Origin of the sequence: Couchioplanes azureus (genome assembly GCF_014648355.1) — a bacterium.
GTDB lineage: Bacteria > Actinomycetota > Actinomycetes > Mycobacteriales > Micromonosporaceae > Actinoplanes > Actinoplanes azureus.
The window spans coordinates 821922-847663 of sequence record NZ_BMQY01000001.1; the positions used below are offsets into that span (position 1 = coordinate 821922).

Below are 25742 nucleotides of genomic sequence, written 5' to 3' on the forward strand. Positions count from 1 at the left end.
CGCATTGACCACACCCACGCTGAGCACGGCGTCGATGACCGGTCTGCGCAAGGCAGCCATCCTGCTGGTGCGCATGGGCAAGGAGTACTCCTCCAAGGTCCTGGCCAACATGCGGGAGCAGGAGGTCGAGGAGCTCTCGGCCGAGATCGCCCGGCTCGGCAAGCTGGAGCCCGAGGTGGTCGGCGACGTCATCGACGAGTTCTACGCCATGGCCACGACCAAGCACGCCGGGGCGGGCGGCATGGCCTACGCGCGCGAGCTCCTCGAGGCGTCGCTCGGCAGTGAGCGGGCCGCGCTCATCCTGGACCGGCTCCAGGCGTCGATGACCGACATGCCGTTCAACTTCCTCAGCCACGCCGATCCCCGGCAGCTGCTCTCGTACGTCCAGCACGAGCACCCGCAGACCATCGCCCTGGTGCTGGCGCACATCCCCTCGGCGCTGGCCTCCTCGATCCTGTCCGGCCTCGCACCCGAGGTGCAGTCGGACGTGGCCCACCGGATCGCCGTCATGGACCGCACCTCTCCCGACGTGATCCGCCAGGTCGAGATGGCCCTGCAGCGCAAGCTCTCCACGGTGCTGCAGCCCGACGAGCTGTCCACGGTCGGCGGACTCGGGCCTCTGGTCGACATCATCAACCGCGCCGACCGCACCACCGAGCGACTCATCCTGGAGGCGCTGGAGGCCCGCAGCCCGGAGATCGCCGAGGAGATCCGCCGGCGGATGTTCATGTTCGAGGACATCGTCAACCTCGACGACCGGTCCGTGCAGCTGGTGCTGCGCCAGGTCGAGCCCTCCGACCTCGCCACCGCCCTCAAGGGCGTCAACGAGGAGGTCCGCAACAAGGTCACCAAGAACCTGTCCGAGCGCGGCCGGGAGAACCTCCTCGAGGAGATGGACCTCATGGGCCCGGTCAAGGTGCGGATGGTCGAGGAGTCGCAGCAGAAGATCGTCTCGGTGATCCGCTCGCTCGAGGACTCCGGCCAGATCGAGATCCAGCGTGGTGGCGAGGCCGATGAGCTTGTCGTCTGAGGACCGGCCGGTGCTGCGCGGTTCGGTGGCCGAGTCGGCCGCCGCCGTCCGCTTCGGCGTGGACCTGCGCCGCGAGGTACCCGTCGACAGCGCCGCCGTGGAGCGGGCGAAGCAGGAGGCCCGGACCACCGGCTACGCCGAGGGCTGGGCGCAGGGCCAGCGGGCCGCCGCGCTGGAGGCCGAGACCGCCGCCGAGCGGGCCCGGGCCCGCGAGCACGCGCACGAGCAGCGCCGGGCCGCCGCGCTCGCGCAGGCGATCAACGCCCTCGGCCGGGCCGTCACCGGCCTGGAGACCCAGCTCATGCCCACCCTGCACGAGTTGCAGGAAGCCGTGCTGGCACACGCCTTCGAGCTCGCCGAGGCGATCGTCGGCCGGGCGATGGACGACGCCGAGGGGCGGGCCGCCGCCGCCCTGCGCCGGGCCATGAACGCGGCGCCCGAGCAGGGCGACATCGTGGTCAGCCTCCATCCCGATGATTTCCGCAATCTCGTCGGCACGGCAACCGACGCCGACTACAACTACGAGGGCCGGCCGGTGCACCTGCGCCCGGACCCGGCCCTGAGCCCCGGCGACGCCGTGGCCGAGACCGGAACCACCACGGTGGACGCGTCCATCGCCGCCGCCGTCGCCAGAGCCAAGGAAGCCCTGCGCCTGTGACCGACGTCTTCCGTAACCGGATCAACGCCGCCCTGACCGCCGCGCGGCCGCTGAGCCGTGGCAAGGTGACCGGCGCCGTGGGGCTCCGGGTCACGGTGAGCGGCCTCGAGGCCCGCGTCGGCGACCTGCTGCAGATCGGCGAGGGCGACGAGATGATCCTCGCGGAGGTCGCGGCCCTGGACGGCGAGCGCCTGTCCTGTCTGCCCCTCGGGCCCATCGCCGGCATCGGCACCGGCAGCCCCGTGGTCTCGACCGGCGGCCCGCTGCGCGTGGCGGTCGGCCCCGACCTGCGCGGGCGCATCCTGGACGGGCTGGGCCGGCCGATGGACGGCGGCCCGCCGCTGCAGGGCGAGATGGTCAGCATCGAGGCCGCGCCGCCGTCGGCGATGGAGCGCCAGCTCGTCGACGCCCCGATGCCGCTGGGCGTGCGGGTGCTCGACACCCTCGTGCCGTGCGGCCGGGGCCAGCGCATCGGCATCTTCGCCGGCTCCGGCGTCGGCAAGTCCACGCTGATGTCGATGATCACGCGGGGCACCACGGCCGAGCTCAACGTCGTCGCCCTGGTCGGCGAGCGCGGACGGGAGGTGCGCGAGTTCATCGAGCACGACCTCGGACCGGAGGGGCTGGCCCGCTCGGTGGTGGTGATCGCGACCTCGGACACGCCGCCGCTGGTGCGGCTGCGCGCCCCCATCGTGGCGACCCGGATCGCCGAGTACTTCCGCGACGAGGGTCAGGACGTCCTCATGCTGATGGACAGCGTCACCCGCGCGGCGATGGCCCAGCGCGAGGTCGGTCTGTCGGTCGGCGAGCCGCCGGCCACCCGCGGCTATCCGCCCTCGGTCTTCGCCATGCTCGCGTCGCTGCTGGAGCGGGCCGGTCCGGGCGCGCGGGGCAGCATCACCGGCCTCTACACGGTGCTGGTGGAGGGCGACGACCACAACGAGCCGATCGCCGACGCGGCCCGCTCGATCCTGGACGGGCACATCGTGCTGGACCGCAAGCTGGCGACGGCCGGGCACTTCCCGAGCATCCAGGCTTTGGACTCGATCTCCCGGGTGGCCAACAAGATCACCACCCCGGAGCAGAAGAGCGACGCCACCGAGCTGCGCCGGCTGATGGCCGCCCATCGCGACGTCCGCGAGCTGGTCGAGATCGGCGCCTACGTGCCCGGCACGAACCCGGACGCGGACCGCGCCACGGCGATCTGGCCGCACATCACCGCGTTCCTGCGGCAGGGGCTGGACGAGAAGGTCTCCGCGGAGCAGGCCTGGGCGCAACTCCGCCAGCTGATCGCGTCTTCCTGATCTTTTACAAGTACGGGCACAGAAGCGTCCCGTGGCACACCGGCGATCCCCTCCCGGGTCCAGGCCGTTGCGCCGCGCCGGGCGGAGCGTCGTGGTCGAGCGCGGAGAGCGGGAGCAGGTCGGGTGCAGTGGCTCAGCGCTCTGCGGGAAAGGCCGACCGGGAACATGTACGGCTCTTTCTGGGAGGTCTCGTGAATCGCCTGTTCCGGCTCGGCCCCGTGCTGCGGGCTCGCAAGGCCCAGGAGGACGCCGCCCGTGGCGCGCTGATCCAGTCACGCCAGGAGATCCGGGACGCCCAGGCGCTGGTCAAGCGGCGGCAGCTCGACCTCGCCGGGGCCGATGCGCCGACCGAGGGCACCGCGCGGGCCATGGTCGCCTCGATGGTGGCCCGGCAGTCGCTGGCCGCCACGCTCTCCGGCGCGCACCGGATGGTCGCCGACGCGGAGGAACGGACCAAGGAGAAGGTCGCCGAGCTGGCGGACGCGGCCAAGCGCCGGCGCGCCGTGGAGATGCTGTCCGAGCGGCACGCCGAGACCGTCCGCCGGCACGACCTCACCGTCGAGCAGAACAACATCGACGAGATGGCGGTGACCTCGAAGGCGCGCAACGCCGCCCGGGGCATCGACGCGACGAGCGAGCAGCGTGCCAACGCGCTGCGCACCGGCGCCGGCTCGATCGCCGACCGGGCCGCCGCGGCCGCCGCCCGGGAGGAGATCGCCCGCGAGACGGCGTACGGGGTGGCCGCCCAGCGCCCGGTCATCGACCTCTCCGACGCGCGCGTCGCGATCGAACGGACCCGCAGCCAGTTGCACCTTGCCGCTAAGCGCTCCCCGGAACCCGCCGAAGACGAAGACGAAGGCAACGCCGACGACGACAACGGGAGCCGCGCATGATGGGTGTTCAGGGTGTTCTGTCCCGCATCTCCGAGCTGCAGTCGCACCTCGGGATCGCTCCGGCCGCCACTGGCACCGTTGCCGCTTCCGGCACATCGTTCGCGGGCGCGCTCGCCAGCGCCACCGGCACCACGGCCACCGCCGGCACCGGAGTCACCGGGCAGGCCGTGGTCGACGCCGCCAAGAAGTACCTCGGCACCCCGTACGTGTTCGGCAGCACCGACCCGAGCAAGGGCCTCGACTGCTCCGCGCTGGTGCAGCGGGCGTACAAGGATCTCGGCATCGACCTGCCGCGTACCTCGGCTCAGCAGGCCAAGGTCGGCACGAAGGTGGACAGCCTCGCCCAGGCCAAGCCGGGCGACCTCCTGGCGTTCAACTCGCCGGTCGACCACATCGCGATCTACATCGGCGACAACAAGATGATCGCGGCGCCCAAGCCCGGCGACCAGGTCAAGATCCAGTCGGTGTACGAGAAGCCCACCCACATCCGGCGCGTGCTCGGCGCCGCCGACGCCACCGCCGCCTCGGCGGCCACCGGCGCCGGCGCCATCCGCCCGGCGAGCCTGCAGAACTCCGCGTCGCTGTCCGGCGTCCCGTACGCGGACATGTTCGTCAGGGCCGGCGCCAAGTACGGCGTCTCCCCCAAGCTGCTGGCGGCCGTGGCCAAGGTCGAGTCGGGCTACAACCCCACGGCGGTCAGCCCCGCCGGCGCGCAGGGCCTCATGCAGCTCATGCCGGGCACCGCCCGCGGGCTCGGGGTGAAGAACTCGTTCGACCCGGAGCAGGCCATCAACGGCGCCGCGAAGCTGCTGCGCAACAACCTGAAGGAATTCAAGTCGGTGGAGCTGGCACTGGCTGCGTACAACGCCGGCGGCGGCAGCGTGCACAAGTACGGCGGCATCCCGCCGTTCGCCGAGACGCAGAAGTACGTCCCGAAGGTGCAGAAGGCTCTGGCCGCCCTCGGCTGAGCGTCGGTCCCGACGAGAGGAGGCACCCCGTGACGAGCTCCGTCACCGGTCCGGACCGCAGACCCGCGGTCGACACCGGAAGCCGTACGGGTGCACGCCCGGGCGACGGCGGCGAGGCGTTCGGATCCGCCCTCTCCGCCGAGCTCGACCGCACCCCGGACGACGACGATCCCGGTCGGCTGCGCGAGCGCGCCCGCGCCGGACAGGATCGCGAGCGCGCGGCCGAGTCCCGCCTGCAGAACCGCGCCGCCGACGAGCGGGCCACCGAGCGCGCCGCCGCGACGCGGTCCGCCCTGGCCCGCGTCGCCGCGGACCGGATCATCGCGGAGCGGTCCGCCGAGGCGGCCGTCGCCAAGGGCTTCCAGCTCCGCGCGGCCCAGGACCGGGTCGCCCAGCAGCAGCTGGCCCAGGACCGGGCCGCCGCGAGGCGGGCGGCGGCACAACGGCCCGAGACGGGCCGCCCGGACGACGCCCGGCCGCGGACCACCCGCCCGGAGCATGCCCGCCCCGACAACGCCCGCCCCGACGACGCCCGCCTGGACGACGCCCGCGCGGACCGCGGCCGTCCGGACAACCTCCGCCCCGACGGCGATCTCCGGTCCGAGGCCCACCGGCCCGCCGAGGCTCGCCCGGAGGAGACGGCCGCGCCCGCCGAGGCGACCGTCGCCACGACGGAGGAAACGACCACGGACGAGGCCACCACCGCGCAGGCTTCCGCGACCGCGGCCGCACAGGCCGCGTCGATGGCGCTGGCGGCCGGCACCACTGCCACACCAACCGCCCCGACCGCCCCGACCGCCTCGCCGAGCGCACCGGCCCCGGCAACCGCCGCCCAGCCCGGAGCCATCACCGCGACCACCGCCGCGCCCACGGCTCCGCCGGCCGCGGGAGCGGGTGCGGAGGCGGCGCAGGCCGCCACGTCGGCAGCGCAGTCGGCCGCGGCGACCGCCGAGGCGGCCCAAGCTGCCACAGCCGGCCCGCAGTCCGTCGCGCGGACGGTCGCGCAGCCCGGCGTTCCCTTGCCCGCTACGACGCCGTCGGCCGCCCAGGGAGCTCAGACAGCTACCACGCCGGCCGACGCTGTCGCACAGAGCGCACCGGCTCTGCCGGGCACCCCGGCCGCACCGCCGGCCGCTCAGGCGGCGAGCGCCGCGGCGGGGACTCCTCCCTCGGCGACCACGCCTCAGGCACCGACCGGACCGGTGACGAACCCGCTCGCGGCGTCGGCGACGGGCGCGGCCGCGACGCCGTCGACCGGCACAGCCGCCCAAGCCGCCGGCCCCACCGGTCCGCAGACCACCGCCGTACCGAATGCACCGCAGGCCACAGCGGCGCAAGCTGCTCCCGCCGCCGCCACGGCCACCCCGGCCGGACTCGTGGGCGGCGCGGCCGGCGCCGCGGCCGTGACGGCCGAGACCGCCGCCGCGCTGCCGGATCCGAACGGCGCCCCCACCACCGACGCCGTCCCGGCCCCGGGTGCGGCGCCCGCGGACCGCTCCGGAACCGGTGGCGGCGCCGCGGGCGGCTCGGGCAGCGAGCAGGGCGGCGCGAACGCCGGCGGAACCGCCGGCGGCGGGACCGGAACCGGAACCGGCGCCCCGGGTGCCTTCGCACCTGCGACGAGCCAGGCCGCCTTCGGCCTGCCCGGTCAGGAGAACCCCGCCGGCGTCGCCGGTGTGGCACCGACCGCCCCGTCGGCACCGGCGGCCCCGATGGCACCCACCGCTCCGGCCGCGGCGGCGCCCCCGCTGCCGGGTCCGGTGGCGATGCAGCTGGCGACCCGGATCACGCCGCTGCGCCTGGACGCCGACGGCGTGCACCGGCTCACGGTCAACCTGCACCCGGTCGACCTGGGACCGGTCCAGATCGTGGCGGAGATCCGCAACGGCGAGATCAACCTCCAGCTGTCCAGCTCGACGGACGCCGGCCACGAGTCGCTGCGGGACGCGATGGACGAGTTGCGCCGCGAGCTGCAGCAGTCCGGTTTCGGCAACGCCACGCTGGACCTGCGCCAGGGCCCGAACCAGGAGCAGGCGCGGCAGCACTTCGCCTTCATGAACAACGCCAACGGCGGCAACGGTCGCACCGGGGACGGGCGCGAAGCCACGGCACCGGAAGCCACCGAGACCGCCACACCGGCGCCCTCGCGTCCCACCGGCAACAGCCGTCTCGACGTGCAGGCTTAAGCTCGCCCGACCAGAAAATTGGGGCTAAGCGAATCGCCGTGCCCGCCGAACCTGAGTGCGAGGGTCACCGAGCGACTTCAGGAGGTCCGGCCGCATGACTTCGCCGATCAACGGGTTCGTCAGCAACACGTACGACGACAAAAAGGCCTCTTCGACGTCGTTCTACACCAACAAGACGACGACCGACGCCGGCAAAAGCAAGAACATCGCCGACCAGGACACGTTCCTGAAGCTGCTGGTGGCTCAGCTGAAGTACCAGGACCCGTCGAACCCGGCGGACTCCACCCAGTTCCTGGCGCAGACCGCGCAGTTCACGCAGGTCGAGAAGCTCGGCCAGATCGCCGAGATGATGCAGGCCCAGCAGTTGATCGGCGCCAGCGCGCTGGTCGGCCGCACGGTCACGTACCAGGACGCCAACGGCGCCACGCAGACGGGCGTCGTCACGAAGACGAAGCTCAACGGAGACAGCGAACCGACGCTTGTGGTCGGGAACATGGATGTGCAGCTGTCCAAGGTCACGGAAGTCCAGCAGACGTCGGCCGCGCCGCCCGCGGCCGCCGCCACCAGCCCGACCGGCACGACCGGCACCGCCGCGAGCACCGCCTCCGGCAGGACCGGCACCGCCACGACCGCTCCCGCCGCCCCGGCGGCCCCGGCCGCTCCGGCCGGCACGGCAGCGGCCACCACCGGCACGGACGCCGGTACGACGGGCACCGCTGGACAGACCGCTACCCAGAACATTGCCTCCGATTCCGCTACCACGAAGGACAACTGACCTATGCTGCGTTCTCTTTTCTCCGGCATCAGCGGCCTGCGCGCGCACCAGCAGATGATGGACGTGACCGGCAACAACATCTCGAACGTCAACACCACCGGTTACAAGTCCAGCCAGACCGTCTTCCAGGACACGTTGTCGCAGATGGTCAACGCCGCCGGTGCACCGCAGAACGACTCGGGTGGTACCAACCCCGCGCAGGTCGGTCTCGGTGTGCGTACCGCGAGCGTCAACGCGAACTTCAGCCAGGGCGCCGCGCAGACCACCGGTAAGTCCGGCGACATGATGATCCAGGGTGACGGTTTCTTCATGGTCCGCGGTGGCGGCGAGACGCTGTACACCCGCGCCGGCTCCTTCACCTTCGACGCGAACGGCAACCTGACCACGCCCAACGGGCAGATGGTGCAGGGCTGGTCCGCCAACGCCGACGGCGAGGTCAACTCGGCGGGCGCGCCGGAGCCGATCAAGCTGCCGATCGGCATCAGCCTCCAGCCGGTGGCGACCGAGAGCATGACCTTCACCGGCAACCTGTCCTACGAGGCCGCGCTCAACGACTTCAAGGTCATTCCGGTGCCGGTCATCGACGCCAACGGCGCCTCCAGCACCCTGAACGTACGCCTGCAGAAGACCGGCGCCACGCAGTGGACGCTGCAGCTGCCGGACGGCGTCGCAGACCCGAACGACCCCTACAACGGCGGCACCAGCCAGGCCCTCGACTTCCCCGCGGGCCGGCCCGTCGACCCGGCGGACCCGACCCAGCCGGCCACCACGGTGACCCTGGGCGCCTACACCGTCGACGTCCGCGACCTCACCCACTACAGCGGTAACACCGAGGCCCGGGTGAGCGCCTCGGACGGTGCGGGGGCGGGCATCCTGAGCTCGTACACCGTGTCGAACACCGGCCAGATCGTGGGTGTGTTCTCGAACGGCCTGAAGCAGACCCTCGGCCAGCTGGCCCTGGCGAACTTCAACAACGTCAACGGTCTGGAGAAGATCGGTGACTCGATGTTCCGCAGCACCGTGAACTCGGGTCTCGCCCAGGTCGGCGCCGCCGGCTCCGCCGGGCTCGGCCTGATCAACAACGGCGCGCTGGAGATGTCGAACGTCGACCTGGCGCAGGAGTTCACCAACCTGGTGATCGCCCAGCGTGGTTTCCAGGCGAACAGCCGGATCATCACGACCTCCGACGAGATCCTCCAGGAACTCGTCAACCTCAAGCGCTGACAACCGCATAACGCCGGCGGAAGCCGGGACGGGCCCACGGCCCGCCCCGGCTTCTCCATATCCGGCCTAGCTCGCACCCGTAAAGAGACCGGAGCGCGCTCATCAGCAACCGGCGCTCCGCCGAATGGTCAAGTGAACGGCCACGGACGGCCCCACCAGCCGCTAAGACGCCCCAAGGACGGATGTCGTGATTCTCGTAACCCGCCTCAACGGAACCGTTTTCGCCCTGAACCCCGACCTGGTCGAGCGTGCCGACTGCACGCCCGACACGGTCATCACGCTGGTGGACGGTACCAAGTACGTCATCGCCGAGTCCGTGCCCGAGTTCATCGACTCGGTGCGCCACTACCGCGCCTCGCTGATCGCCCAGGCGAGTCGAGTCGAGAGTGAGCCCGCCTTGACCCAGCCCGTCGACGAGCAGGCGCCGCAGGCCACTGCGACCGTGCTGCCGCTGCACCGGAAGGACCGCTGATGGACCTCGCCGCCATTATTGGTGTTGTCGTCGCCCTGATCATCGTCTTCGTCGTGCAGATCCTGGAAGGCGGCACGCCGGGCTCCATCCTGCTGCTGCCGGCCATGCTGCTGGTGTTCGGCGGCGCGTTCTTCGCGGCCATGGCGGGCGGTGTCCTCAAGGACGCCCTCGGCATCGGCAACCTGCTCAAGAAGGCGTTCCTCGCCAAGGTCACCCCGCCGAACGAGCTGGTCGACAGCGTCGTGAAGCTGGCCGAGCGGGCCCGCCGCGAGGGCCTGCTGGCCCTCGAGGACGCGGTCAAGACGGTCGAGCACCCGTTCCTCAAGCGCGGCCTGCAGCTCGCGATCGACGGTACGGACCCGGAGGAGCTGCACGACATCCTCCACGCCGAGATCGCCGCGAAGAAGAAGGCCGACAAGGCCGGCATGAAGATCCTCGAGAACATGGGCGGCTACGCCCCGACCGTCGGCATCATCGGTACGGTCATGGGCCTCGTGCACGTGCTCGAGAACCTGGACAAGCCGGAGACGCTGGGCCACTCCATCGCCGCGGCGTTCGTCGCGACCCTGTGGGGCGTGCTCTCCGCCAACGTCATCTTCCTGCCGCTGGCCGCCCGACTGACCCGTCTCTCCGGCATCGAGGTCGACGAGATGGAGCTGGTCATCGACGGCGTGCTGGCCATCCAGGCCGGCTCGAACCCGCGTCTGGTCGCGCAGAAGCTCCGCAGTCTGCTGCCGCCCGACGCCGCCAAGGCCGCCGAGGCCGCCGCCGCGACGAAGAAGGCTGCCTGATCATGTCGGAGCGTAGCGGAGACATCATCGAGCTCAGTGTTTCGTGCCTCATGGGCGTCGGAGCGAAGCGAGGACGGTCATGAGCGCCGGGGGAGGGGCCCGCCGTAAGAAGGGCGGGCACGAGGAGCACGAGGAGCACGTCAACCACGAGCGCTGGCTCGTGTCGTACGCCGACATGCTCACGCTGTTGTTCGTGTTGTTCGTCGTGCTGTTCAGCATGAGCAACGTCGACAAGGCGAAGTTCGCCGAGCTGGCGGCCGGCCTGTCCCAGGGCTTCGGCGCATCCAGCGCGGCCTTCCAGGGCAGTCCGCAGGTGCTCGAGGGCGCCGGGGAGGCCACCAACGTGGTGGCCATCGACCCCGGCGTCAACCCGGGCGACGGCGGCAGCGGCACCAGCGGCATGAGCAAGGAGCAGGCCGACGCGGTGGCCCGGGCGATCCAGGCGGAGGACCGCAGGCAGGCCTCGGAGAACGCCAAGGCGGCGGCGCAGGAGGTGGAGAACCTCAAGGAGATCGAGCACAAGATCGCCGACGCGCTGGCCGCGGCGAAGCTGCTCGAGCACGTCAAGTTCTCCGTCGACCGGCGCGGCCTGGTGATCACCGTCGTGACCAACGAGGTCGTCTTCGCGGGCAACCGCGCGGAGCTGAAGGAGGGTGGCCGGAAGATCCTCGACGCCATCGCGCCGACGCTCGCCAAGCTGCCCAACAACATCGAGGTCGACGGCAACACCAACCAGCTCAAGGCGACGGTCACGTACTACCCCAGCGGCTGGGAGCTGTCCGCGGCCCGCGCCTCGACGACCGTGCGCTACCTGGTCGAGCACGGGCTGGCCAAGAACCGGATGAGCGCGGTCGGGTTCTCCGACACCAAGCCGCTCGTCGACCCCAAGGACCCGCGGTCCATCACGATGAACCGCCGCGTCGACGTGGTCGTGCTGACCGCGCTCAACGCCGAGCAGGCGGCGCTGCTGCCGGCCGCGGCCGGCGACGCCGGCAAGTTGCACACCGGTGAGACCTCGGCCGCAGCCGCCGCGAAGGCTAAGGCCGCCACTGCCACGACCGAATCGAGCACCGGGTCCACGACCCCCGCCGTATCCCACGACTGACACGACAGGAGGAGTTCCGATGGCAAACGAGGAAAAGGACGCCGCCGCGGCGCCCAAGAAGTCCAAGAAGCTGCTGATGATCATTGTGCTCGCCGTCGTGATGCTCGGCGCGGGCGGTGCGGGCACGTACTTCCTGTTCCTCAAGGGTGACGCCGCCGAGGCCAAGGAGGAGCCCGTGAAGGGCGCGGTCGTGATGCTGGAGAACCCGCTGACGATCAACCTCGCCAAGGGCCACTACCTCAAGATGGGCTTCGCCCTGCAGATGACCGAGGAGGCCGGCGAGGAGGAGATCAACACCGCCGAGGCGATCAACCTGGCGATCGACCAGTACACCGGCATGGAGATCGGCGAGCTCGAGACGGACAAGGGTCGCGAGGCGGCGAAGAAGGAACTGCTCGAGAAGATCGAGAAGGCCTACAACGTCGACGACAAGCACCTCGTCATGGGGCTCTACTTCACCTCGTTCGTCACGCAGTAACTCAGCTATTCCGATGGGCGGGTCCGCGACGTGCGGATCCGCCCATTGCTCGTATAGCGCCTCAAAGCACGCCCCACGGCTCAGCGGCTGCGCAACCGAGCCGATGAGGACGACGTGACCACGTCGCCGACCCGATCCCCCGGAAAGATGTCCCGTCGCGGGAGTGCGGGGCCCACCTCCTACGACTTCCGCCGGCCGATCAAGCTGTCCCGCGACCACGTCCGGACGCTGCAGATCGCCTTCGAGACGTACGCCCGCAGCTGCGGCACGCTGCTGACCACCCGCCTCCGTACGGTCAGCAGCGTCGCCCTGGTCTCCATCGAGCAACTGACCTACGACGAGTACGTGGCCACCCTCGCCAACCCCACCCTGATCGCGGTCGTGGCGCTCGACCCGCTGCCCGGCACGGTCCTGATGGAGATGGCCAGCTCCGCGGTGATGACCGCCATCGACCACATGCTGGGCGGCCCGGGCGGCCCCCAGCCGGAGCGCCCGCTGACCGAGGTCGAGATGCCCCTGCTGCGCGGGCTGCTGGAGCGCATGCTGGGCGAGCTGCGGTACAGCTTCGAGACCCTGGTCGACATCCAGCCCAAGCTGCGCGAGATCGAGTACAACGCCCAGTTCCTGCGTGCGCACCAGCCGGGCGACGCGGTCGTGATCGCCTCGTTCGAGATGAAGGTCGGCACGGAGGAGTGCATGGCCAGCATCTGCCTGCCGTTCAACACCATCCTGCCGGTGCTGGAGAAGCAGGAGACGATCGAGCTCACGCCGGCCGAGCGGAGCGCCCGCGAGACCGCCCAACGCAACCTGACGGCCGGACTTTCCGCGGCGCCGATTGACGTAGCTGTCCGATTCCAGCCCATCCGCATGCGTACCGATGACATCGTGGATCTACGCCCCGGAGACGTCGTGCCGCTGGGGCACCCGACCAGCCTGCCGCTCGAGGTGACCGTCAACGAGGCCGTTTTCGCGCATGCAGTCCCCGGTAACCAGGGTGCCCGGCTCGCGTGTCTCGTCGTGCCGTCGCCGCCCAGGGAGGAAGAACGCAGATGACCGCGCCCACGATCACCGAGCCGCAGCTCGCGCTGGTCCGGACCGCCGCGCAGGCGGCCCTGGCGGTGCTGCCGACCAGCCGTGAGCTGTCGGTCGGCGCGCCGGTGGCCGCGACCGCCGACATGCTGACCTCCGGGCAGGCGATCACCGCGAAGTTCAGCGGTGCGGCCACCGGCGAGGTCGTCGTCGTGGTGGGCCAGGACCTGGCCGACGCGCTCAAGGAGAGCCCGCTCGGCGAGCTGGACCTGACCGCCGCCGTACGCCCGGCCCTGGAGGCCGCCGCCCGCTCGTTCGGTCCCGTCGTGCTCGACCCCGGTCAGCTCATGGAACCGGGTGTCGCGCTCAGCGCGGTGGCCGCGAAGACCGACGCGGTGGCCGTTCCCCTGCTCGACGGTGGCGAGATCCGGGCCGTGCTGGCGTTGTCGCTCAGCCCCTGGCCCGGCGACCCGGGAGCCGGCGGGGTGGCCCGGCGCGGCGGCTCCGACGCCGCGGTGATGCGCGGCGGCCTGGACATGCTGCACGACGTCGAGATGGAGGTCTCCGCCGAGCTGGGCCGGACCCGGATGAGCGTACGGGAGCTGCTCTCGCTGGTCCCGGGCGCGATCGTGGAGCTCGACCGCGCCGCCGGCAGCCCCGCGGACCTGCTGGTCAACGGCCGGCTGATCGCGCGCGGCGAGGTCGTGGTCGTCGACGAGAACTTCGGCATCCGGATCACCGAGATCCTCGCCCCCTCCAGCGGGGAGTAGACGTTGTTCGAGCTCGTCCTGCGCATCGCCTTCTCACTGCTGGTCGTCTTCGGCCTGATGTGGGGGCTGGCCCGGGTCGCCCGCCGGGGCGGCATCGGCAGGCGCGGGCACGGCAATCTCTCCGTCCTCAACCGGCAGTCGCTGAGCCGCGGATCCTCGGTGGCGGTCGTCCGGGTGGCGGACAAGGCGCTGATCCTGGGCGTCACGGACAACCAGGTCAGCCTGCTGGGCGAGACGGAGCTCGCGGCCTTCGCGCACGAGCCGCACGCCGTGGCCGCGACGGACGGCAGGCGTGACGCGGTGGCGGTGGGGCCGGCCGACGTCCTGTCGCCGGCGCATCCCACGGTGCTGCCGCACCACGGCGGCAAGCTGGACGGCTCGATCCTCTCCCCGCGGACATGGACGTCGACCCTCGACTTCCTGCGCGACCGGACGGCGAGGCACTGACATGTGGCGGCGGGCGAGCCTGAAGTCTTCAGTCCTGTCGTGGGTGGCGGTGGGGTGGTTGGCAGGGCTCTTCCTGGCGTTGGGCGCCTTCTCGCCCACCGCCGCGACGCAGGCCGCCGCGGCCGCGCCCGCCTCGGTGGTGGCGCAGTACCGGGCGCCGCAGGCGCCCGCGCCGCCGACCCCGCCCGCGGCGCCGACCGTGCGGCCGACCGGCGGCGGCTCGATCGGCGTCAACATCAACGGCACCAACCCGGACGGCAGCAAACCGGCGACATCCCTGGTCATCGTGCTGGGCCTGACCCTGCTCTCGGTGGCGCCGGCCGTCCTGCTGCTGTGCACGGCGTTCACCAAGGTCTTCATGGTCCTCGGGATCACCCGCAACGCCCTCGGGCTGACCAGCATGCCGCCCAACCAGGTTCTCGCCGGTCTGGCGCTGTTCATCAGCCTCTTCATCATGAGCCCGGTCCTGTCGCAGGTGAACGAGCAGGGCGTGCAGCCCTACCTCGCCGGGGACAAGTCGCAGTCGGTGGCGTTCCGCGACGGCGTGCAGCCGCTGCGGCAGTTCATGCTCAAGAACACGCGCGAGGACGAGCTCGCCCTGCTGATCAAGGTCTCCGGTCAGGAGAAGCCGGCCAACGCCGACGACGTGGAGCTGACCACGCTCATCCCCGCGTTCGTCCTGTCCGAGCTGCGGGCCGCCTTCATCATCGGCTTCGTCATCTTCATCCCGTTCCTCATCATCGACATGGTGGTCTCCGCGTCACTGATGTCGCTGGGCATGATGATGCTGCCCCCGGTGACCGTGGCAATGCCGTTCAAGCTGCTGCTGTTCGTGCTCGTGAACGGCTGGGGGCTGATCATCACCGCACTCGTGGGCTCGTATCCGAAATGAACTGGGACGTGCCCATCGCGCAGCTCATGGCCATCTTCCTGGGAGCGGCCCGCGCGGGCGCCTGGCTGATGCTCTGCCCGCCGTTCAACTCGCGCCTGATCCCGGGCCAGATCAAGGTGCTGCTCTCGATCGGCCTGGCGCTGCCGATGGCGCCCCACCTGCAGGCGACCCTGCCGTCGATCGAGACCTCGGCGATCCTCGCCGCCACTCTGCTCCAGGTCTTCGTCGGGGCGGCGCTGGGCTTCATCACGTACCTGTTGTTCTCCGCGATCCAGGCCGCCGGCGACATGATCGACGTCTTCGGCGGCTTCGCGCTGGCGTCCGCCTACGACCCGCTCTCGATGAACCAGAGCTCGGTCTTCGGCCGCTTCTACAACCTGGTGGCGGCCACCCTGCTGTTCGCCAGCGAGGGTCATCAGCTGATCCTCCGCGGGTTCCTGGAGTCGTACAAGACGCTGCCGCTCGACTCCAGCTTCTCGATGGAGACGTTCAGCCGGCTGCTGACCGAGGGCATCGGCGAGATGTTCGTCGCGGCGGTGCAGATCGCCGGGCCGCTGATCGCCGTGCTGTTCCTCACCGACGTCGCGTTCGGCCTGCTGAACCGGGTGGCGCCCGCGCTCAACGCGTTCCAGCTCGGCTTCCCGGCCAAGATCTTGTTGGTGCTCACCCTCTCCGGCACGGCGATCGCGATCCTGCCCCGGGCCCTGGACGGCCTGATCGACAAGGCGGTCAGCGCGGTCGTCCACCTCAGCGGCGGGGGGTGAGCCGTGTCCGGTGAGAAGACCGAGAAACCCACACCACAGAAGCTCAAGAAGGCCAAGCAGGAGGGCCAGATCGGGCGCAGCCAGGACGTCGGCGCCTGGTTCGGCATGCTGGCCGCCAGCATCATGCTGCCGCGCACGATGAAGTCGGCGATGGACCACTCCCGGGAGCTGATGGCCAAGATCCCGGACGTCGTCGCGAACCCCGATCCGCAGGTCGCGCTCGGCATCCTCAAGGACGGCCTGATGAGTGCCGCCTGGGCGGTGCTGCCGCTGGCGGTGACCATGATGGCCATCGGCATCGCGGCGGCCGGCGCGCAGGGCGGCATCCGGGTGGCCACGAAGCTGTTCATCCCGAAGTTCAACCGGCTGAACCCGTGGCCCGGCCTCAAGAAGATGCTGGGCCCGCAGGCGATGTGGGAGGGCACCAAGGCGTTGATCAAGACCGGCGTGCTGGCCGGCGTGCTCTACGCGACGATGAAGGACATCGTGCCACTGCTGATGACGGCGGGGCGGCTGCAGGTCGTCTCGCTGCTCGGCGTGGTGAACGACGCCGCGCTGTCGCTGATCCGGGCCGCCTCCGTCGCCGGCATCGTGATGGCCGCCGCGGACTACTTCGTGGTGCGCCGCCGCACCAACAAGCAACTGCGGATGACCAAGGAGGAGGTCAAGCAGGAGAACAAGAACGCCGAGGGCGACCCGCACCTCAAGGGTCACATCCGGGCCAAGCAGATGGCGATGGCCCGCAGCCGGCAGATGGCCGACGTGCCGACCGCCGACCTGGTGCTGATCAACCCCACGCACGTGGCGGTCGCGCTGCGCTACGACCCGGAGAAGGGCGCGCCCCGGGTGCTGGCGAAGGGCCAGGGCGCCGTCGCGCAGAAGATCCGGGAGATCGCCTCCGAGCACCGCATCCCGCTGGTGCAGGACGTCGCGCTGGCCCGGGCGCTGGAAAAGGGCGTGGAGGTGGGGCAGGAGATCCCGGCCGAGTTCTACGGGGCGGTGGCGAAGGTCCTGGCGTTCGTGATGAGCATGAAGGCCCGTGGGTCGGCCGCAGGAGTGCACCGCAACCCGAACGCTACGGCCACGGCAGCATAGTCATGATCTGGGAGATTTCCTCACATCACGGCCGTCGCTGCGGGACTATCAGCAGGTGAAAGGGGGGCCGTGAAGAACCGCAGCCTCAGTAAGTTCGCCGTACCCATCGGGGTCATCGGCATCATCGTCATGATGGTCGTGCCCCTGCCGACCTTCCTGCTCGATCTACTGATCGCCACCAACATCACGGGCGCCCTGCTGATCCTGCTGGTCGCGATGTTCGTGCAGCGGCCCCTCGACTTCTCCGTCTTCCCGGCCCTGCTGCTGGTCATGACGCTGTTCCGGCTCGCCCTCAACATCAGCGCCACCCGGCTCGTGCTGCGCGACGGCGACGCCGGCAAGGTCATCCACGCGTTCGGCGACTTCGTCGTCGGTGGCTCGCTGGTCATCGGCCTGGTGATCTTCCTGATCCTGATCATCGTCCAGATGGTCGTGGTCACCAAGGGTGCCGAGCGGGTCGCCGAGGTCGGCGCCCGCTTCACGCTCGACGCGATGCCGGGCAAGCAGATGGCGATCGACGCCGACCTGAACGCCGGCCTGATCGACGAGGCGGAGGCGAAGAAGCGCCGGGCCGACGTGGCCGCCGAGGCCGACTTCTACGGCGCCATGGACGGTGGTTCCAAGTTCGTCAAGGGCGACGCCATCGCCGCCATCATCATCACGGTGATCAACCTGGTCGGCGGGTTCGGCGTCGGCATCCTCCAGCACGGGCTCGCGCCCGCCGAGGCGATGAACCAGTACAGCCTGCTGACCGTCGGCGACGGCCTGGTCTCGCAGATCCCCGCGCTGCTGCTCTCCGTCGCCACCGGTCTGATCACGACCCGCTCGGCGACCTCCGGCGACATGGGCAGCAGCGTCACCGCCCAGCTCGGACAGAACAAGCTCGCCCTGCGGATCGCCGGCGGCGCGGCGCTCGGGCTCTGCGTCATCCCGGGCCTGCCCAAGGTGCCCTTCCTCATCATCGGCGCCACCACGCTGCTGATCGCCCAGCGCGTCAAGGACCCGGAGCCCGAGGCCGAGGCCGCGGCCGCCGCGGCCGCCGCCGGGGAGGCCGACCGGCCGGCGCCGGACTCCCCCGAGTCGCTGCTCGGCGAGATGCGGGTCGACCCGCTGGAGCTCGCACTCTCGCCCGACCTGGTGGACCTGGTCGACACCAACGGCGGCGACCTGCTCGACCGGGTCCGGGCGCTGCGCCGCAAGATGGCCCTGGAGCTCGGCATCATCATGCCGCCGGTGCGGACCCGCGACGACCTCGACCTGCCGCTGTCGTCGTACGCGATCCGCATCTCCGGCGTCGACGCCGGCAGCGGGCAGGCGCCGCCCGGCACGGTGCTGGCCATCGGCGACGGCCTGCAGGCGCTGCCCGGCCGGGCCGGCATCGAGCCGGTCTTCGGCCTCGCCGGCAAGTGGGTGCCGGCCGAGCTGCACTACCAGGCGGAGCTCTCCGGCGCGACCGTGGTGGACCGGGCCTCCGTGATCATCACGCACCTCGCCGAGATCGTCCGGCAGAACGCCAGCCGGCTGCTGGGCCGCGAGGACGTCCGGTCGCTGACCGAGATGGTCAAGCGCACCCATCCGGTGGTGGTCGAGGAGCTGACCCCGACCCTGCTGAGCCTCGGCCAGATCCAGCGGGTGCTGCAGGCGCTGCTCGACGAGGGCGTGCCGATCCGCGACCTGGTCCGGATCTTCGAGGCCCTTTCCCTGCGCGCCAAGGTCTCCGTCGACCACGACGGCCTGGTCGAGGCCGCCCGCGCCGCGCTCGGGCCGGCGATCGCCGCCCAGTACGCCGCCAACGGCCGGCTCACGGTCATCACCCTCGAGCCGATGCTCGAGCAGAGCCTCCTCGAGTCGCTGCGCCCCAGCGAGACCGGCGCCTTCATGGCGATCGACGGCATGCGGGCCGAGGCGATCGTGAGCGAGGCCGGCCGGCTCGTGGAGGCCGCGGAGCAGTCCGGCATCACGCCGGTCCTGGCCTGCTCACCGCAGCTGAGGCTGCCGCTCATGCGTCTCCTGCGCGCCGGCTCCCGCCGGGTGCAGGTGCTGTCCTACTCGGAGATTTCAGGTTCCACCGCACAGATCGAGACCATGGGGGTGGTGAACGGTGCCTACGCGGGTGCTGCTTGAGGGTCCGGCCATCGAGCCGTTGCTGGCGCAGGTGCGCGACGAGTACGGCTCCTCGGTGCGGATCATCTCGGCGGACAAGGTCCGGACCGGGGGCTTCGGCGGGTTCTTCGCCAAGCAACACTACGAGCTGTCCGTCGAGGTCCCCGACCCCGGCGAGCGCACCGACGCCCCGCCCCGGCGGGCGCCGGCGCCTGTCGACGAGGGTCCGCAGACGCTGGAGCAGCTGCTGGCGCGGGCCGAGTCGCGGGACCGGATCACGCCCGGCCCGGCCCCCACGGCCGGCGACCGCACCGCGGGACGGGACGCCGGCTTCGGCGACGTCGACGCGGCGGTGGGCGGCCGCGGGCCGGCCCTCGACACGCCGCCGAGCCGGGGCCTGTCCGACCCGGGTTCGGCCTTCGCCGAGCTGATGGCGAACCTGGACCGGGCGGAGGCGTACAACCGGCCGTCGATCCCGGCCCGGGAGCCCGAGCCGGCGCCGCCGGAGAGCCCGACGGTACGGCCCTTCCGGCCCGCCCAGGCGACCGGCTCTCCGGTGAACGGCGGCGCGAACGCGGGGCCGAAGCCGATGCCGGCCGTACCCTCGCTCGCGGAGCTGATGGGTGGGCTGGGCGTCAACGACCACCCGCCCTTCACGCCGAACCCGGCGGCCGACCGGGCCGCGCAGAACCCGGCGCCGCCGCGCACGCCGGCCGAGGCGTACGGCCTGGCGCCGACCTCGCCGGCGCCCGCCCCGGCCACCCTGGCGGAGCATCTCGGCGGACTGGGGCTCGGGCCCACCTCCGCGATCCCGGCGACGACGGCGCACGTGACCACGACGATGCCGGCGCCCATCCGGCCGCAGCAGCACTTCGACACGGTGCAGCAGAACCTGATGCGGGTCGGCATGCCGCCGGAGATGGCCGCGGAGATCACCGGCGGGGACACGTACGCGGGCGTGCTCGGCGTCCTGGCCGCCCGCCCGTCCGCGCCGGCCGTGCCGGACGCGCCGGGCGAGATCCTGGTCCTGGCCGGCGACCTCGACCACGCCGTGCCGATCGGTCGCAAGCTCTGCGAGCAGGCCGGCCTCGACCAGGCACACCTGATGCTCGGCGGGCCGTCCGCGGCGGGCACCGGCATGCATTCCTCGCGGATCCTGGGCGACCCGGCCACCGCGGCGACCAAGGTCGAGAAGCTGCACCACGCGGATCACGCGTGGATCGTGGTGGTCGACGCGGTGGTGGGGCGTACGGACCCGATCTGGATCAGCGACATGTGCGACGCGCTCAAGGCGACCGCGGTGTGGGCGGTGGTCGACGCCACCCGTAAGACCGCGGACACCGCCCGGCACCTGCGCGCGCTCGGCGACGTGGAGGCGCTGGTGGTGCACAACGTGGACATCACGTCCGACCCGGCCACCGTGCTCGGTCTCGACGTGCCGATCGTGTCGCTGGACGGCAAGCCCGCCACCCCGCACTCGTGGGCCGCCCTGCTCTGCGCCCGGATCGCCGCGGACGTGGTGCCGATGGCCGCCCTGCCCCGCCGGCCCGCCCGCCGGGGATGAGCCGTGATCCGGCCCTCCGTCCTGCTGTTCGCGCTGCTCATGAGCGCACCGGCGGTGTATCGCTACGTGCTCGACGAGATCGACGTGACCGAGGTGCTGATCCGGTTCCTCATCGCCGTGCCGATCGCCGCGATACTGCTCGCCGGGCTGCGCTTCGTCACGGCGGGCTACGGCCGGGCGGAGGAGCCGGGCACCCGGGTCAGGCCCACCCCGGACCCGGAGCCGGCGGAGCCGCGCCCCGAGTCGTAAGCCCGCGACACGCCTTGACAGTTCGTTAACAATCGCCCCTTTTGGCCGTATGTTACCTCTGGTGAGCGACTGCCCACCGGAGGTGCACCGTGCCCACTGACCGGCCGATCATCGTCGTCGGTTGCCCGCGTTCGGGCACCACGATGCTGCAGCTCATGCTGCACGCCCATCCACGGATCGCGATCCCGCCCGAGACCCGGTTCGTGCTGGCCGCCTACCGCGAGCGCCGGGAGTTCGGCGACCTGCGGGTCGCCGCCAACCGGCGCGCGCTCGCCCGCCGCATCGTGGACCGGCGCGAGACCCGCTTCTGCGACCTCGGCCTCGACGCCGAGGCCGTCGTCGAGCGCATCACCGAGGGTCCGGGCACGCTCGGCTCGGTGCTGGGCACGATCTTCCAGCAGTACGCGGCCCGCTTCGGCAAGCCGCGGTGGGGCGACAAGCGGCCGGCGTACCTGCACAACGTGGACATCCTGCTGCGGCTCTTCCCGGACGCCCAGTTCGTCAACATCGTCCGCGACGGCCGGGACTGCGTGGCGTCGCTCAAGGAGATGTCCTGGCACCGCAAGGACATCTACGCGACGGTGGCCGCCTGGGCCCGCGCCGTGGACGACGCCCGGCGCGCCGCGCGCCGGCTCGGCCCGGCGCAGTGGTACGAGCTGCGCTACGAGGACCTCGTCGCGGACCCGCAGGGACGGCTCACCGAGCTGTGCGCGTACCTCGGCGAGGACTACCACCCGGCCATGGCCGAACCGTCCGCGGTGGCCGAGGTCGCCGTGCCGTCGTTCAAGACGTGGCACGCGCGCACCCGTTCGCCGGTGACGACCCAGCGGGTGCAGAGCTGGCAGAGCCGGCTGACGCCGGCGGAGATCGCGCTCTGCGAGGCGGCGCTGGGCAGCCGCCTGGCGGCCCACGGCTACGACGTCACGGGTGCGGTCCGCCCGGCGCCCGCCGAGCTGCTGCGCTACGGCTGGACGGCGGCGCCGCAGCGGTTCCTGCCGGCCCGCCGGAGGTTGAGCCGGGCGGCCAGCCGCCTGCGTCGCGACGATCTGGCCCACCTGCCGGCCCCGGTCGTGCACCGCCAGGCCGCCCCGCCCGCGGCGGACCGCCGGCTCGACACCGCCCAGTCCTGACGCCCGACGGCGTTCAGCGGTGGATCGGGGAACCTGTCCCGGTCCACCGCTGAACGCCGGTGCCCGTCAGACCATCGAGAGGGAGAACTTGCCCTTGCCGTAGCGCGACACCTCGACCAGCAGGTCGAGCCGCTTGCCCAGCGCCAGCAGTTGTGCCCGGGCGTCGTTGGGAATCTCCTGGCCGGGGTAGATGACTTGGTAAAGCTTCACGTGCGTAGCGCCCTCGCGGTTGAGCAGGCTGGTGAAGATGTTGTAGAGCTCGAAGACGTTCTCGGCGAGGTTCGGGAAGAGCTGCTTCTCCTCGATGCTGTCCTCGGCGGCACCCGCGGGAAGCAAGCCGAGCGCGGCGCCCGCGTTGGCCGCCAGGCTCAGCGTCATGCCGCAGACCGCGTACAGCTGCATCGAGTCCGTATAGACGGCGATCGCGCCGGTGGCCAGGTCATCGGCGGTCATCGGGTCGCCGGGAGAGACGTTGACGTCCCGGCCGAGGAGGTCCTCGAAGAGGTTGCGGACGGCGAGCGAGGCGGGAACGACCGAGGTGTCAGACATGGCTATATCATCCCAAAAGAGGAGAGAAGACCTCATCGAATTGCTCAGCAGTGAAGGGCTTGACGATGAAGAACGCGGACCCGGCGCTCTCCGCCGCGCTCTTCATCTCGTCGGTGCACTCGGACGTCACGAAGCCGAACTTGACGTTGTTCCCCGCCGCCCGCAGCTTGCGCAGCACATCGATGCCGGTCATCTCGGGCATGTTCCAGTCCGAGATGATCAGGTCCGGGCTCTCCGAGTCGGCCATCGCCATGGCCTGGGCGCCGTCCGACGCCTCCACGAGCTCGTGTCCGTCGAAGCCGGCCTGGCGCAGGGTGCGGGTCACGATCTGACGCATGACCCGGCTGTCATCCGCGATCAGGATCTTCATGCCGCACCCTCCTGCTGCTTGATGCTCTGCCACATGGTGATCGAGATCGGCTCCCCGTCCCAGACGCCGTACAGGCCGGTGATCTGCTCGGCAGACGGGTAGTACGACGCGGTGTCGGGCGCCAGCACCACGGTCGGCAGCGACAGGAAGCAGCCGGCCGGCAGCATCGCCTTGACGTTGCCGCCGACGATGTTCGCCAGCTCGCCGAGGACGTCGGAGATGTCCTCCTGGCTGACCTCGTCCATCTCCATCGCCAGGAAGCCCGCGGCGGACTTCTTGGCGGCCTGCATCGAGCAGGCGTAGACGAGGTGACCGTGCCACGTGCCGGTGATCGACACCGTCGAGTGCACCTCGGTCGTCTGCTTGTCGTCACCCGTCAGGACCAGCGGATTGACGCCCTCCGGGTCCAGGTACGACACCCAGACCTGTTCCACCATCTCCGCGAGATCGTCCTCGCTCACCACGGTTTCGACGCTCATGAGTTCGCTCCGGTCGGTACCAGGCCCAGCAGGGCCAACTTTTCGATCATGGCTCCCTCGGTGAAGGGCTTGATCACGTATTCGTGTGCGCCCGCGGCGAGCGCCCGGACGATCTGGCTCTGTTCGCTCTCGGTCGTGACCATGACCAGCGTCATCTCACGCAGCCGCGGCTCCGCGCGGACCTTGGTCACGAACTCGAGCCCGTTCATGTTGGGCATGTTCCAGTCGATGAGGGCCAGCTCCGGCACCTCGGTCATGGTCGAGAGCAGGTCGAGGGCCTCCTGGCCGTCACCCGCCTCGATCGCCTCGAAGTTCAGTTTCGCGACGATGCGCTTCAGAATCATCCGCATCGCCCGCGAGTCGTCGATCACCATGGCGCGCACCGCAGCTCACCCCTTCCTTGCGGCGCCGGCCGGCACCGCGCTTCGCACTCGGTAGGCAGAGGTCCGGCCGGCCGCCACCCGTTCGTAGTTGTCGTCGATCCCGATGGTCGTCTCCGCCGCACCGAGGAAGAGCCAGCCGTCCGGCCGCAGCAGCCGGGCGACGTTGCGCAGCACTGACTTCTTCGTCGCGACGTCGAAATAGATCAGCACGTTTCGCAGGAAGATCACGTCGAACGGCGGCATGTTGGGCAGCGGCGCCGTCAGGTTCATGTGCTTGAAGGTGACGTTGCGCCGCAGGTGCGGCGCGACCCGCCAGTGCGCACCGGCCCGCTCGAAGTACTGCACCAGTTGCGTGGCCGGCAGACCCCGGTTGACCTCCACCTGGCTGTACTCGGCCGCCTCCGCGCGCTTGACCATCTCGGTGGAGATGTCACTGCCCATGATCTCGTATCCCCAGCCTGCGGGCAGCGATTCCTGCAGGGTGATCGCGAGGCTGTACGCCTCCTGCCCGCTCGAGCTCGCCGCGGACCACAGCCGCAGCTTGCGAGCCGAGCCGCGGTTCTTGACCAGCTCGGGAAGCACGACGTCGGTCAGCGCCGTGAAGGGCTCCCGGTCGCGGAACCACGACGTCTCGTTCGTGGTCAGCGCGTCGATGATCCGGCGCTGGTCGGCCGGGTTGGGTTTGCGCTGGAGGTTGGCCAGGAACTCGCTGACGCTGCCGGCACCGACCTGCCGGGCCACCGGAATGAGCCGGGCCTCCACCAGGTACTCCTTGCCGGGCGCCAGTACGATCGCCGCCTCGCGCCGGACCAGCGTCGAGACGAAGGCGAAGTCGGCCTGAGAGAGGGTCATCGGGTCACCGCCGTCGCCCGGGGCGCGCGACCCACCTGAACCCGCTGGATCAAGGCCGAAGCGATCTTGTCCAGCGGCGACACCTCGTCGGCCAATCCCGCGCCGACCACGGCGCCGGGCATGCCCCAGACCACCGAACTCGCCTCGTCCTGCGCCAGAATCTCGGCGCCTGCGTCACGCAGCACCTTCGCACCACCTCGTCCGTCGTATCCCATGCCGGTGAGCACCGCCGCGTACGCCGACGCCCCGAAGAGCGAGGCCACGGAGCGGAACATCACGTCGACCGCCGGACGGCACGAGTTCTCCGGCGGCGCGCCGCTGAGCTGGGTCAGCGTCGCGGTGTTCCGGCGTTGCAGCACCAGGTGCTTGTCGCCGGGAGCGATATAGACCGTGCCGGGGACGAGCTCCATCCCCTCGCCGGCCTCGACCACGTGCAACGGCGTGCTGCGGTCGAGGCGCTCGGCGAACATGCGGGTGAAGACCGGCGGCATGTGCTGCGTCACCACGATCGGCACCGGCAGGTCCGTCGGCAGTGCCTGCAGCACCTTGGTGAGCGCGTCCGGGCCGCCGGTCGACGACCCGATCGCGATGATGTCGACGCGACCGTGCGGGCCGCGCCGCACCGGCCGGGCCGGGGCGGCCTTCGCCGGCGCGGGAGCACGACCCGCGAGCACGCCGGGTCGTCCCGGCGCACCGGGGCGCAGGCCCGGAGGCGGGGCGAGACCGGGCCGGGCCGGTGCCGGGCCCGCTCCGGGCCGGGCCGCGCCGCCCGCCCGGCGCCCGGCCAGCGCGTGGATCTTCGGCACGAGCTGCTCGCGGACGGCCGCGATGGACTGGGCGATCGAGCCGACGTTGCTCGGCTTCGTCACGTAGTCGGTGGCGCCCGCGGCGAGCGCCTCGAGGGTGGCGCTGGCCCCGGCCGCGGACAGCGTGCTGAACATGATCACCGGGATGTGCTTGTGCCGCTTACGCAGCTCGCGCACCGCGGCGATGCCGTCCATCTGCGGCATCTCGATGTCCATCGTGATCGCGTCCGGCTTGAGCTGGTCGATCTTCGCCTGGGCCAGCAGGCCGTTGGCCGCGGTGCCGACCACCTCGATGCCCGCCGCGCCGGTGAGCGAGTCCACGATGAGCCTGCGGACCACCACGGAGTCGTCGACGACGAGAACTCTGATCATCGCT

The 25742-nt window shown here is 71.1% G+C and carries 28 protein-coding genes; 22 read left to right on the plus strand and 6 right to left on the minus strand.

What is annotated here, in order from left to right:
- Positions 1–4: 4 nt before the first annotated feature.
- The 22 genes from fliG (at position 5) to IEY99_RS03900 (ending at position 21927) form a co-directional block, all read left to right on the plus strand.
- Positions 5–1030, plus strand: a complete 1026-nt coding sequence (gene fliG / locus IEY99_RS03795) for a flagellar motor switch protein FliG (RefSeq protein WP_189199306.1) — start codon at positions 5–7, stop codon at positions 1028–1030.
- Entirely contained in the window at positions 1014–1688 is a 675-nt protein-coding gene (locus IEY99_RS03800; RefSeq protein WP_229798072.1) for a FliH/SctL family protein, read from the plus strand. The genes fliG and IEY99_RS03800 overlap by 17 nt, the downstream gene beginning before the upstream one ends.
- Entirely contained in the window at positions 1685–2992 is a 1308-nt protein-coding gene (locus IEY99_RS03805; RefSeq protein ID WP_189199309.1) for a FliI/YscN family ATPase, read from the plus strand. The genes IEY99_RS03800 and IEY99_RS03805 overlap by 4 nt, the downstream gene beginning before the upstream one ends.
- Before the next feature lie 191 nt (positions 2993–3183).
- Positions 3184–3885 (plus strand): flagellar export protein FliJ, encoded by a 702-nt coding sequence (locus tag IEY99_RS33955; RefSeq protein ID WP_229798074.1) that lies wholly within the window; start codon positions 3184–3186, stop codon positions 3883–3885.
- Positions 3882–4853, plus strand: coding sequence for a transglycosylase SLT domain-containing protein (locus tag IEY99_RS03815; RefSeq protein WP_189199311.1), 972 nt, complete (start codon positions 3882–3884; stop codon positions 4851–4853). The genes IEY99_RS33955 and IEY99_RS03815 overlap by 4 nt, the downstream gene beginning before the upstream one ends.
- 29 nt (positions 4854–4882) lie before the next feature.
- Entirely contained in the window at positions 4883–7039 is a 2157-nt protein-coding gene (locus IEY99_RS03820; protein ID WP_189199313.1) for a flagellar hook-length control protein FliK, read from the plus strand.
- Between the two features lie 94 nt (positions 7040–7133).
- Positions 7134–7814, plus strand: coding sequence for a flagellar hook assembly protein FlgD (locus IEY99_RS03825; RefSeq protein ID WP_189199316.1), 681 nt, complete (start codon positions 7134–7136; stop codon positions 7812–7814).
- A gap of 3 nt (positions 7815–7817) precedes the next feature.
- Positions 7818–9038 carry a flagellar hook protein FlgE gene (locus IEY99_RS03830; RefSeq protein WP_189199318.1) on the plus strand — a complete coding sequence of 407 codons (1221 nt, stop codon included), beginning with the start codon at positions 7818–7820 and terminating at the stop codon, positions 9036–9038.
- Positions 9039–9225: 187 nt separating this feature from the next.
- Positions 9226–9510, plus strand: a complete 285-nt coding sequence (locus IEY99_RS03835; protein WP_189199320.1) for a flagellar FlbD family protein — start codon at positions 9226–9228, stop codon at positions 9508–9510.
- A complete protein-coding gene (locus IEY99_RS03840) occupies positions 9510–10301 on the plus strand; it encodes a motility protein A (RefSeq protein ID WP_189199322.1) in 792 nt (263 codons plus the stop codon). Before IEY99_RS03835 ends, IEY99_RS03840 begins: the two co-directional genes overlap by 1 nt.
- Before the next feature lie 79 nt (positions 10302–10380).
- Positions 10381–11406, plus strand: a complete 1026-nt coding sequence (locus IEY99_RS03845; RefSeq protein ID WP_189199324.1) for a flagellar motor protein MotB — start codon at positions 10381–10383, stop codon at positions 11404–11406.
- 19 nt (positions 11407–11425) lie between these two features.
- Complete coding sequence (locus IEY99_RS03850; protein ID WP_189199326.1) at positions 11426–11884, plus strand: flagellar basal body-associated FliL family protein; 459 nt, start codon at positions 11426–11428, stop codon at positions 11882–11884.
- Positions 11885–11998: 114 nt separating this feature from the next.
- A complete protein-coding gene (locus IEY99_RS03855) occupies positions 11999–12937 on the plus strand; it encodes a flagellar motor switch protein FliM (RefSeq protein ID WP_229798076.1) in 939 nt (312 codons plus the stop codon).
- Complete coding sequence (gene fliN, locus IEY99_RS03860; protein WP_189199328.1) at positions 12934–13683, plus strand: flagellar motor switch protein FliN; 750 nt, start codon at positions 12934–12936, stop codon at positions 13681–13683. The genes IEY99_RS03855 and fliN overlap by 4 nt, the downstream gene beginning before the upstream one ends.
- A gap of 3 nt (positions 13684–13686) precedes the next feature.
- Positions 13687–14130, plus strand: coding sequence for a flagellar biosynthetic protein FliO (fliO, locus tag IEY99_RS03865; protein ID WP_189199330.1), 444 nt, complete (start codon positions 13687–13689; stop codon positions 14128–14130).
- Positions 14131–14179: 49 nt separating this feature from the next.
- Entirely contained in the window at positions 14180–15022 is an 843-nt protein-coding gene (fliP, locus tag IEY99_RS03870; RefSeq protein ID WP_373293277.1) for a flagellar type III secretion system pore protein FliP, read from the plus strand.
- Between the two features lie 8 nt (positions 15023–15030).
- The gene (gene fliR, locus IEY99_RS03875) at positions 15031–15786 is read left to right on the plus strand and encodes a flagellar biosynthetic protein FliR (protein ID WP_229798080.1); all 756 of its coding nucleotides are present in this window, start codon (positions 15031–15033) and stop codon (positions 15784–15786) included.
- 3 nt (positions 15787–15789) lie between these two features.
- Positions 15790–16881: an EscU/YscU/HrcU family type III secretion system export apparatus switch protein gene (locus tag IEY99_RS03880; RefSeq protein ID WP_189199336.1), complete on the plus strand. Its 1092-nt coding sequence runs from the start codon at positions 15790–15792 to the stop codon at positions 16879–16881.
- 69 nt (positions 16882–16950) lie between these two features.
- A complete protein-coding gene (gene flhA, locus IEY99_RS03885) occupies positions 16951–19005 on the plus strand; it encodes a flagellar biosynthesis protein FlhA (protein ID WP_189199338.1) in 2055 nt (684 codons plus the stop codon).
- The gene (locus IEY99_RS03890; protein WP_229798082.1) at positions 18995–20548 is read left to right on the plus strand and encodes a hypothetical protein; all 1554 of its coding nucleotides are present in this window, start codon (positions 18995–18997) and stop codon (positions 20546–20548) included. Before flhA ends, IEY99_RS03890 begins: the two co-directional genes overlap by 11 nt.
- A 3-nt stretch (positions 20549–20551) precedes the next feature.
- A complete protein-coding gene (locus IEY99_RS03895; RefSeq protein ID WP_189199342.1) occupies positions 20552–20797 on the plus strand; it encodes a hypothetical protein in 246 nt (81 codons plus the stop codon).
- Positions 20798–20886: 89 nt separating this feature from the next.
- Complete coding sequence (locus tag IEY99_RS03900; protein ID WP_189199344.1) at positions 20887–21927, plus strand: sulfotransferase family protein; 1041 nt, start codon at positions 20887–20889, stop codon at positions 21925–21927.
- A gap of 66 nt (positions 21928–21993) precedes the next feature.
- On the opposite strand, the gene IEY99_RS03905 is transcribed toward IEY99_RS03900, so the two are convergent.
- The 6 genes from IEY99_RS03905 to IEY99_RS03930 are packed head-to-tail and all read right to left on the minus strand — an operon-like array spanning position 21994 to position 25738.
- Positions 21994–22476: a hypothetical protein gene (locus tag IEY99_RS03905; protein ID WP_189199346.1), complete on the minus strand. Its 483-nt coding sequence runs from the start codon at positions 22474–22476 to the stop codon at positions 21994–21996.
- A gap of 7 nt (positions 22477–22483) precedes the next feature.
- Positions 22484–22846, minus strand: a complete 363-nt coding sequence (locus IEY99_RS03910) for a response regulator (RefSeq protein ID WP_189199348.1) — start codon at positions 22844–22846, stop codon at positions 22484–22486.
- A complete protein-coding gene (locus IEY99_RS03915) occupies positions 22843–23325 on the minus strand; it encodes a chemotaxis protein CheX (protein WP_189199350.1) in 483 nt (160 codons plus the stop codon). The genes IEY99_RS03910 and IEY99_RS03915 overlap by 4 nt, the downstream gene beginning before the upstream one ends.
- Positions 23322–23699 carry a response regulator gene (locus tag IEY99_RS03920; RefSeq protein WP_229798083.1) on the minus strand — a complete coding sequence of 126 codons (378 nt, stop codon included), beginning with the start codon at positions 23697–23699 and terminating at the stop codon, positions 23322–23324. Before IEY99_RS03920 ends, IEY99_RS03915 begins: the two co-directional genes overlap by 4 nt.
- A 15-nt stretch (positions 23700–23714) precedes the next feature.
- Positions 23715–24560, minus strand: a complete 846-nt coding sequence (locus IEY99_RS03925) for a CheR family methyltransferase (RefSeq protein ID WP_189199352.1) — start codon at positions 24558–24560, stop codon at positions 23715–23717.
- Positions 24557–25738, minus strand: coding sequence for a protein-glutamate methylesterase/protein-glutamine glutaminase (locus IEY99_RS03930; protein WP_189199354.1), 1182 nt, complete (start codon positions 25736–25738; stop codon positions 24557–24559). Before IEY99_RS03930 ends, IEY99_RS03925 begins: the two co-directional genes overlap by 4 nt.
- Positions 25739–25742 lie beyond the last annotated feature (4 nt).

Excerpts from the sequence above, each read along its gene's own strand:
- IEY99_RS03830 (WP_189199318.1), top strand. The coding sequence starts at position 7,818 with ATGCTGCGTTCTCTTTTCTCCGGCATCAGCGGCCTGCGCGCGCACCAG.
- IEY99_RS03915 (WP_189199350.1), bottom strand. The coding sequence starts at position 23,325 with ATGAGCGTCGAAACCGTGGTGAGCGAGGACGATCTCGCGGAGATGGTG.
- IEY99_RS03815 (WP_189199311.1), top strand. The coding sequence starts at position 3,882 with ATGATGGGTGTTCAGGGTGTTCTGTCCCGCATCTCCGAGCTGCAGTCG.
- fliN (WP_189199328.1), top strand. The coding sequence starts at position 12,934 with ATGACCGCGCCCACGATCACCGAGCCGCAGCTCGCGCTGGTCCGGACC.
- IEY99_RS03840 (WP_189199322.1), top strand. The coding sequence starts at position 9,510 with ATGGACCTCGCCGCCATTATTGGTGTTGTCGTCGCCCTGATCATCGTC.
- IEY99_RS03910 (WP_189199348.1), bottom strand. The coding sequence starts at position 22,846 with ATGAAGATCCTGATCGCGGATGACAGCCGGGTCATGCGTCAGATCGTG.
- IEY99_RS03800 (WP_229798072.1), top strand. The coding sequence starts at position 1,014 with ATGAGCTTGTCGTCTGAGGACCGGCCGGTGCTGCGCGGTTCGGTGGCC.
- IEY99_RS03845 (WP_189199324.1), top strand. The coding sequence starts at position 10,381 with ATGAGCGCCGGGGGAGGGGCCCGCCGTAAGAAGGGCGGGCACGAGGAG.
- IEY99_RS03825 (WP_189199316.1), top strand. The coding sequence starts at position 7,134 with ATGACTTCGCCGATCAACGGGTTCGTCAGCAACACGTACGACGACAAA.
- IEY99_RS03925 (WP_189199352.1), bottom strand. The coding sequence starts at position 24,560 with ATGACCCTCTCTCAGGCCGACTTCGCCTTCGTCTCGACGCTGGTCCGG.
- IEY99_RS03905 (WP_189199346.1), bottom strand. The coding sequence starts at position 22,476 with ATGTCTGACACCTCGGTCGTTCCCGCCTCGCTCGCCGTCCGCAACCTC.
- IEY99_RS03920 (WP_229798083.1), bottom strand. The coding sequence starts at position 23,699 with ATGGTGATCGACGACTCGCGGGCGATGCGGATGATTCTGAAGCGCATC.
- IEY99_RS03930 (WP_189199354.1), bottom strand. The coding sequence starts at position 25,738 with ATGATCAGAGTTCTCGTCGTCGACGACTCCGTGGTGGTCCGCAGGCTC.
- IEY99_RS03850 (WP_189199326.1), top strand. The coding sequence starts at position 11,426 with ATGGCAAACGAGGAAAAGGACGCCGCCGCGGCGCCCAAGAAGTCCAAG.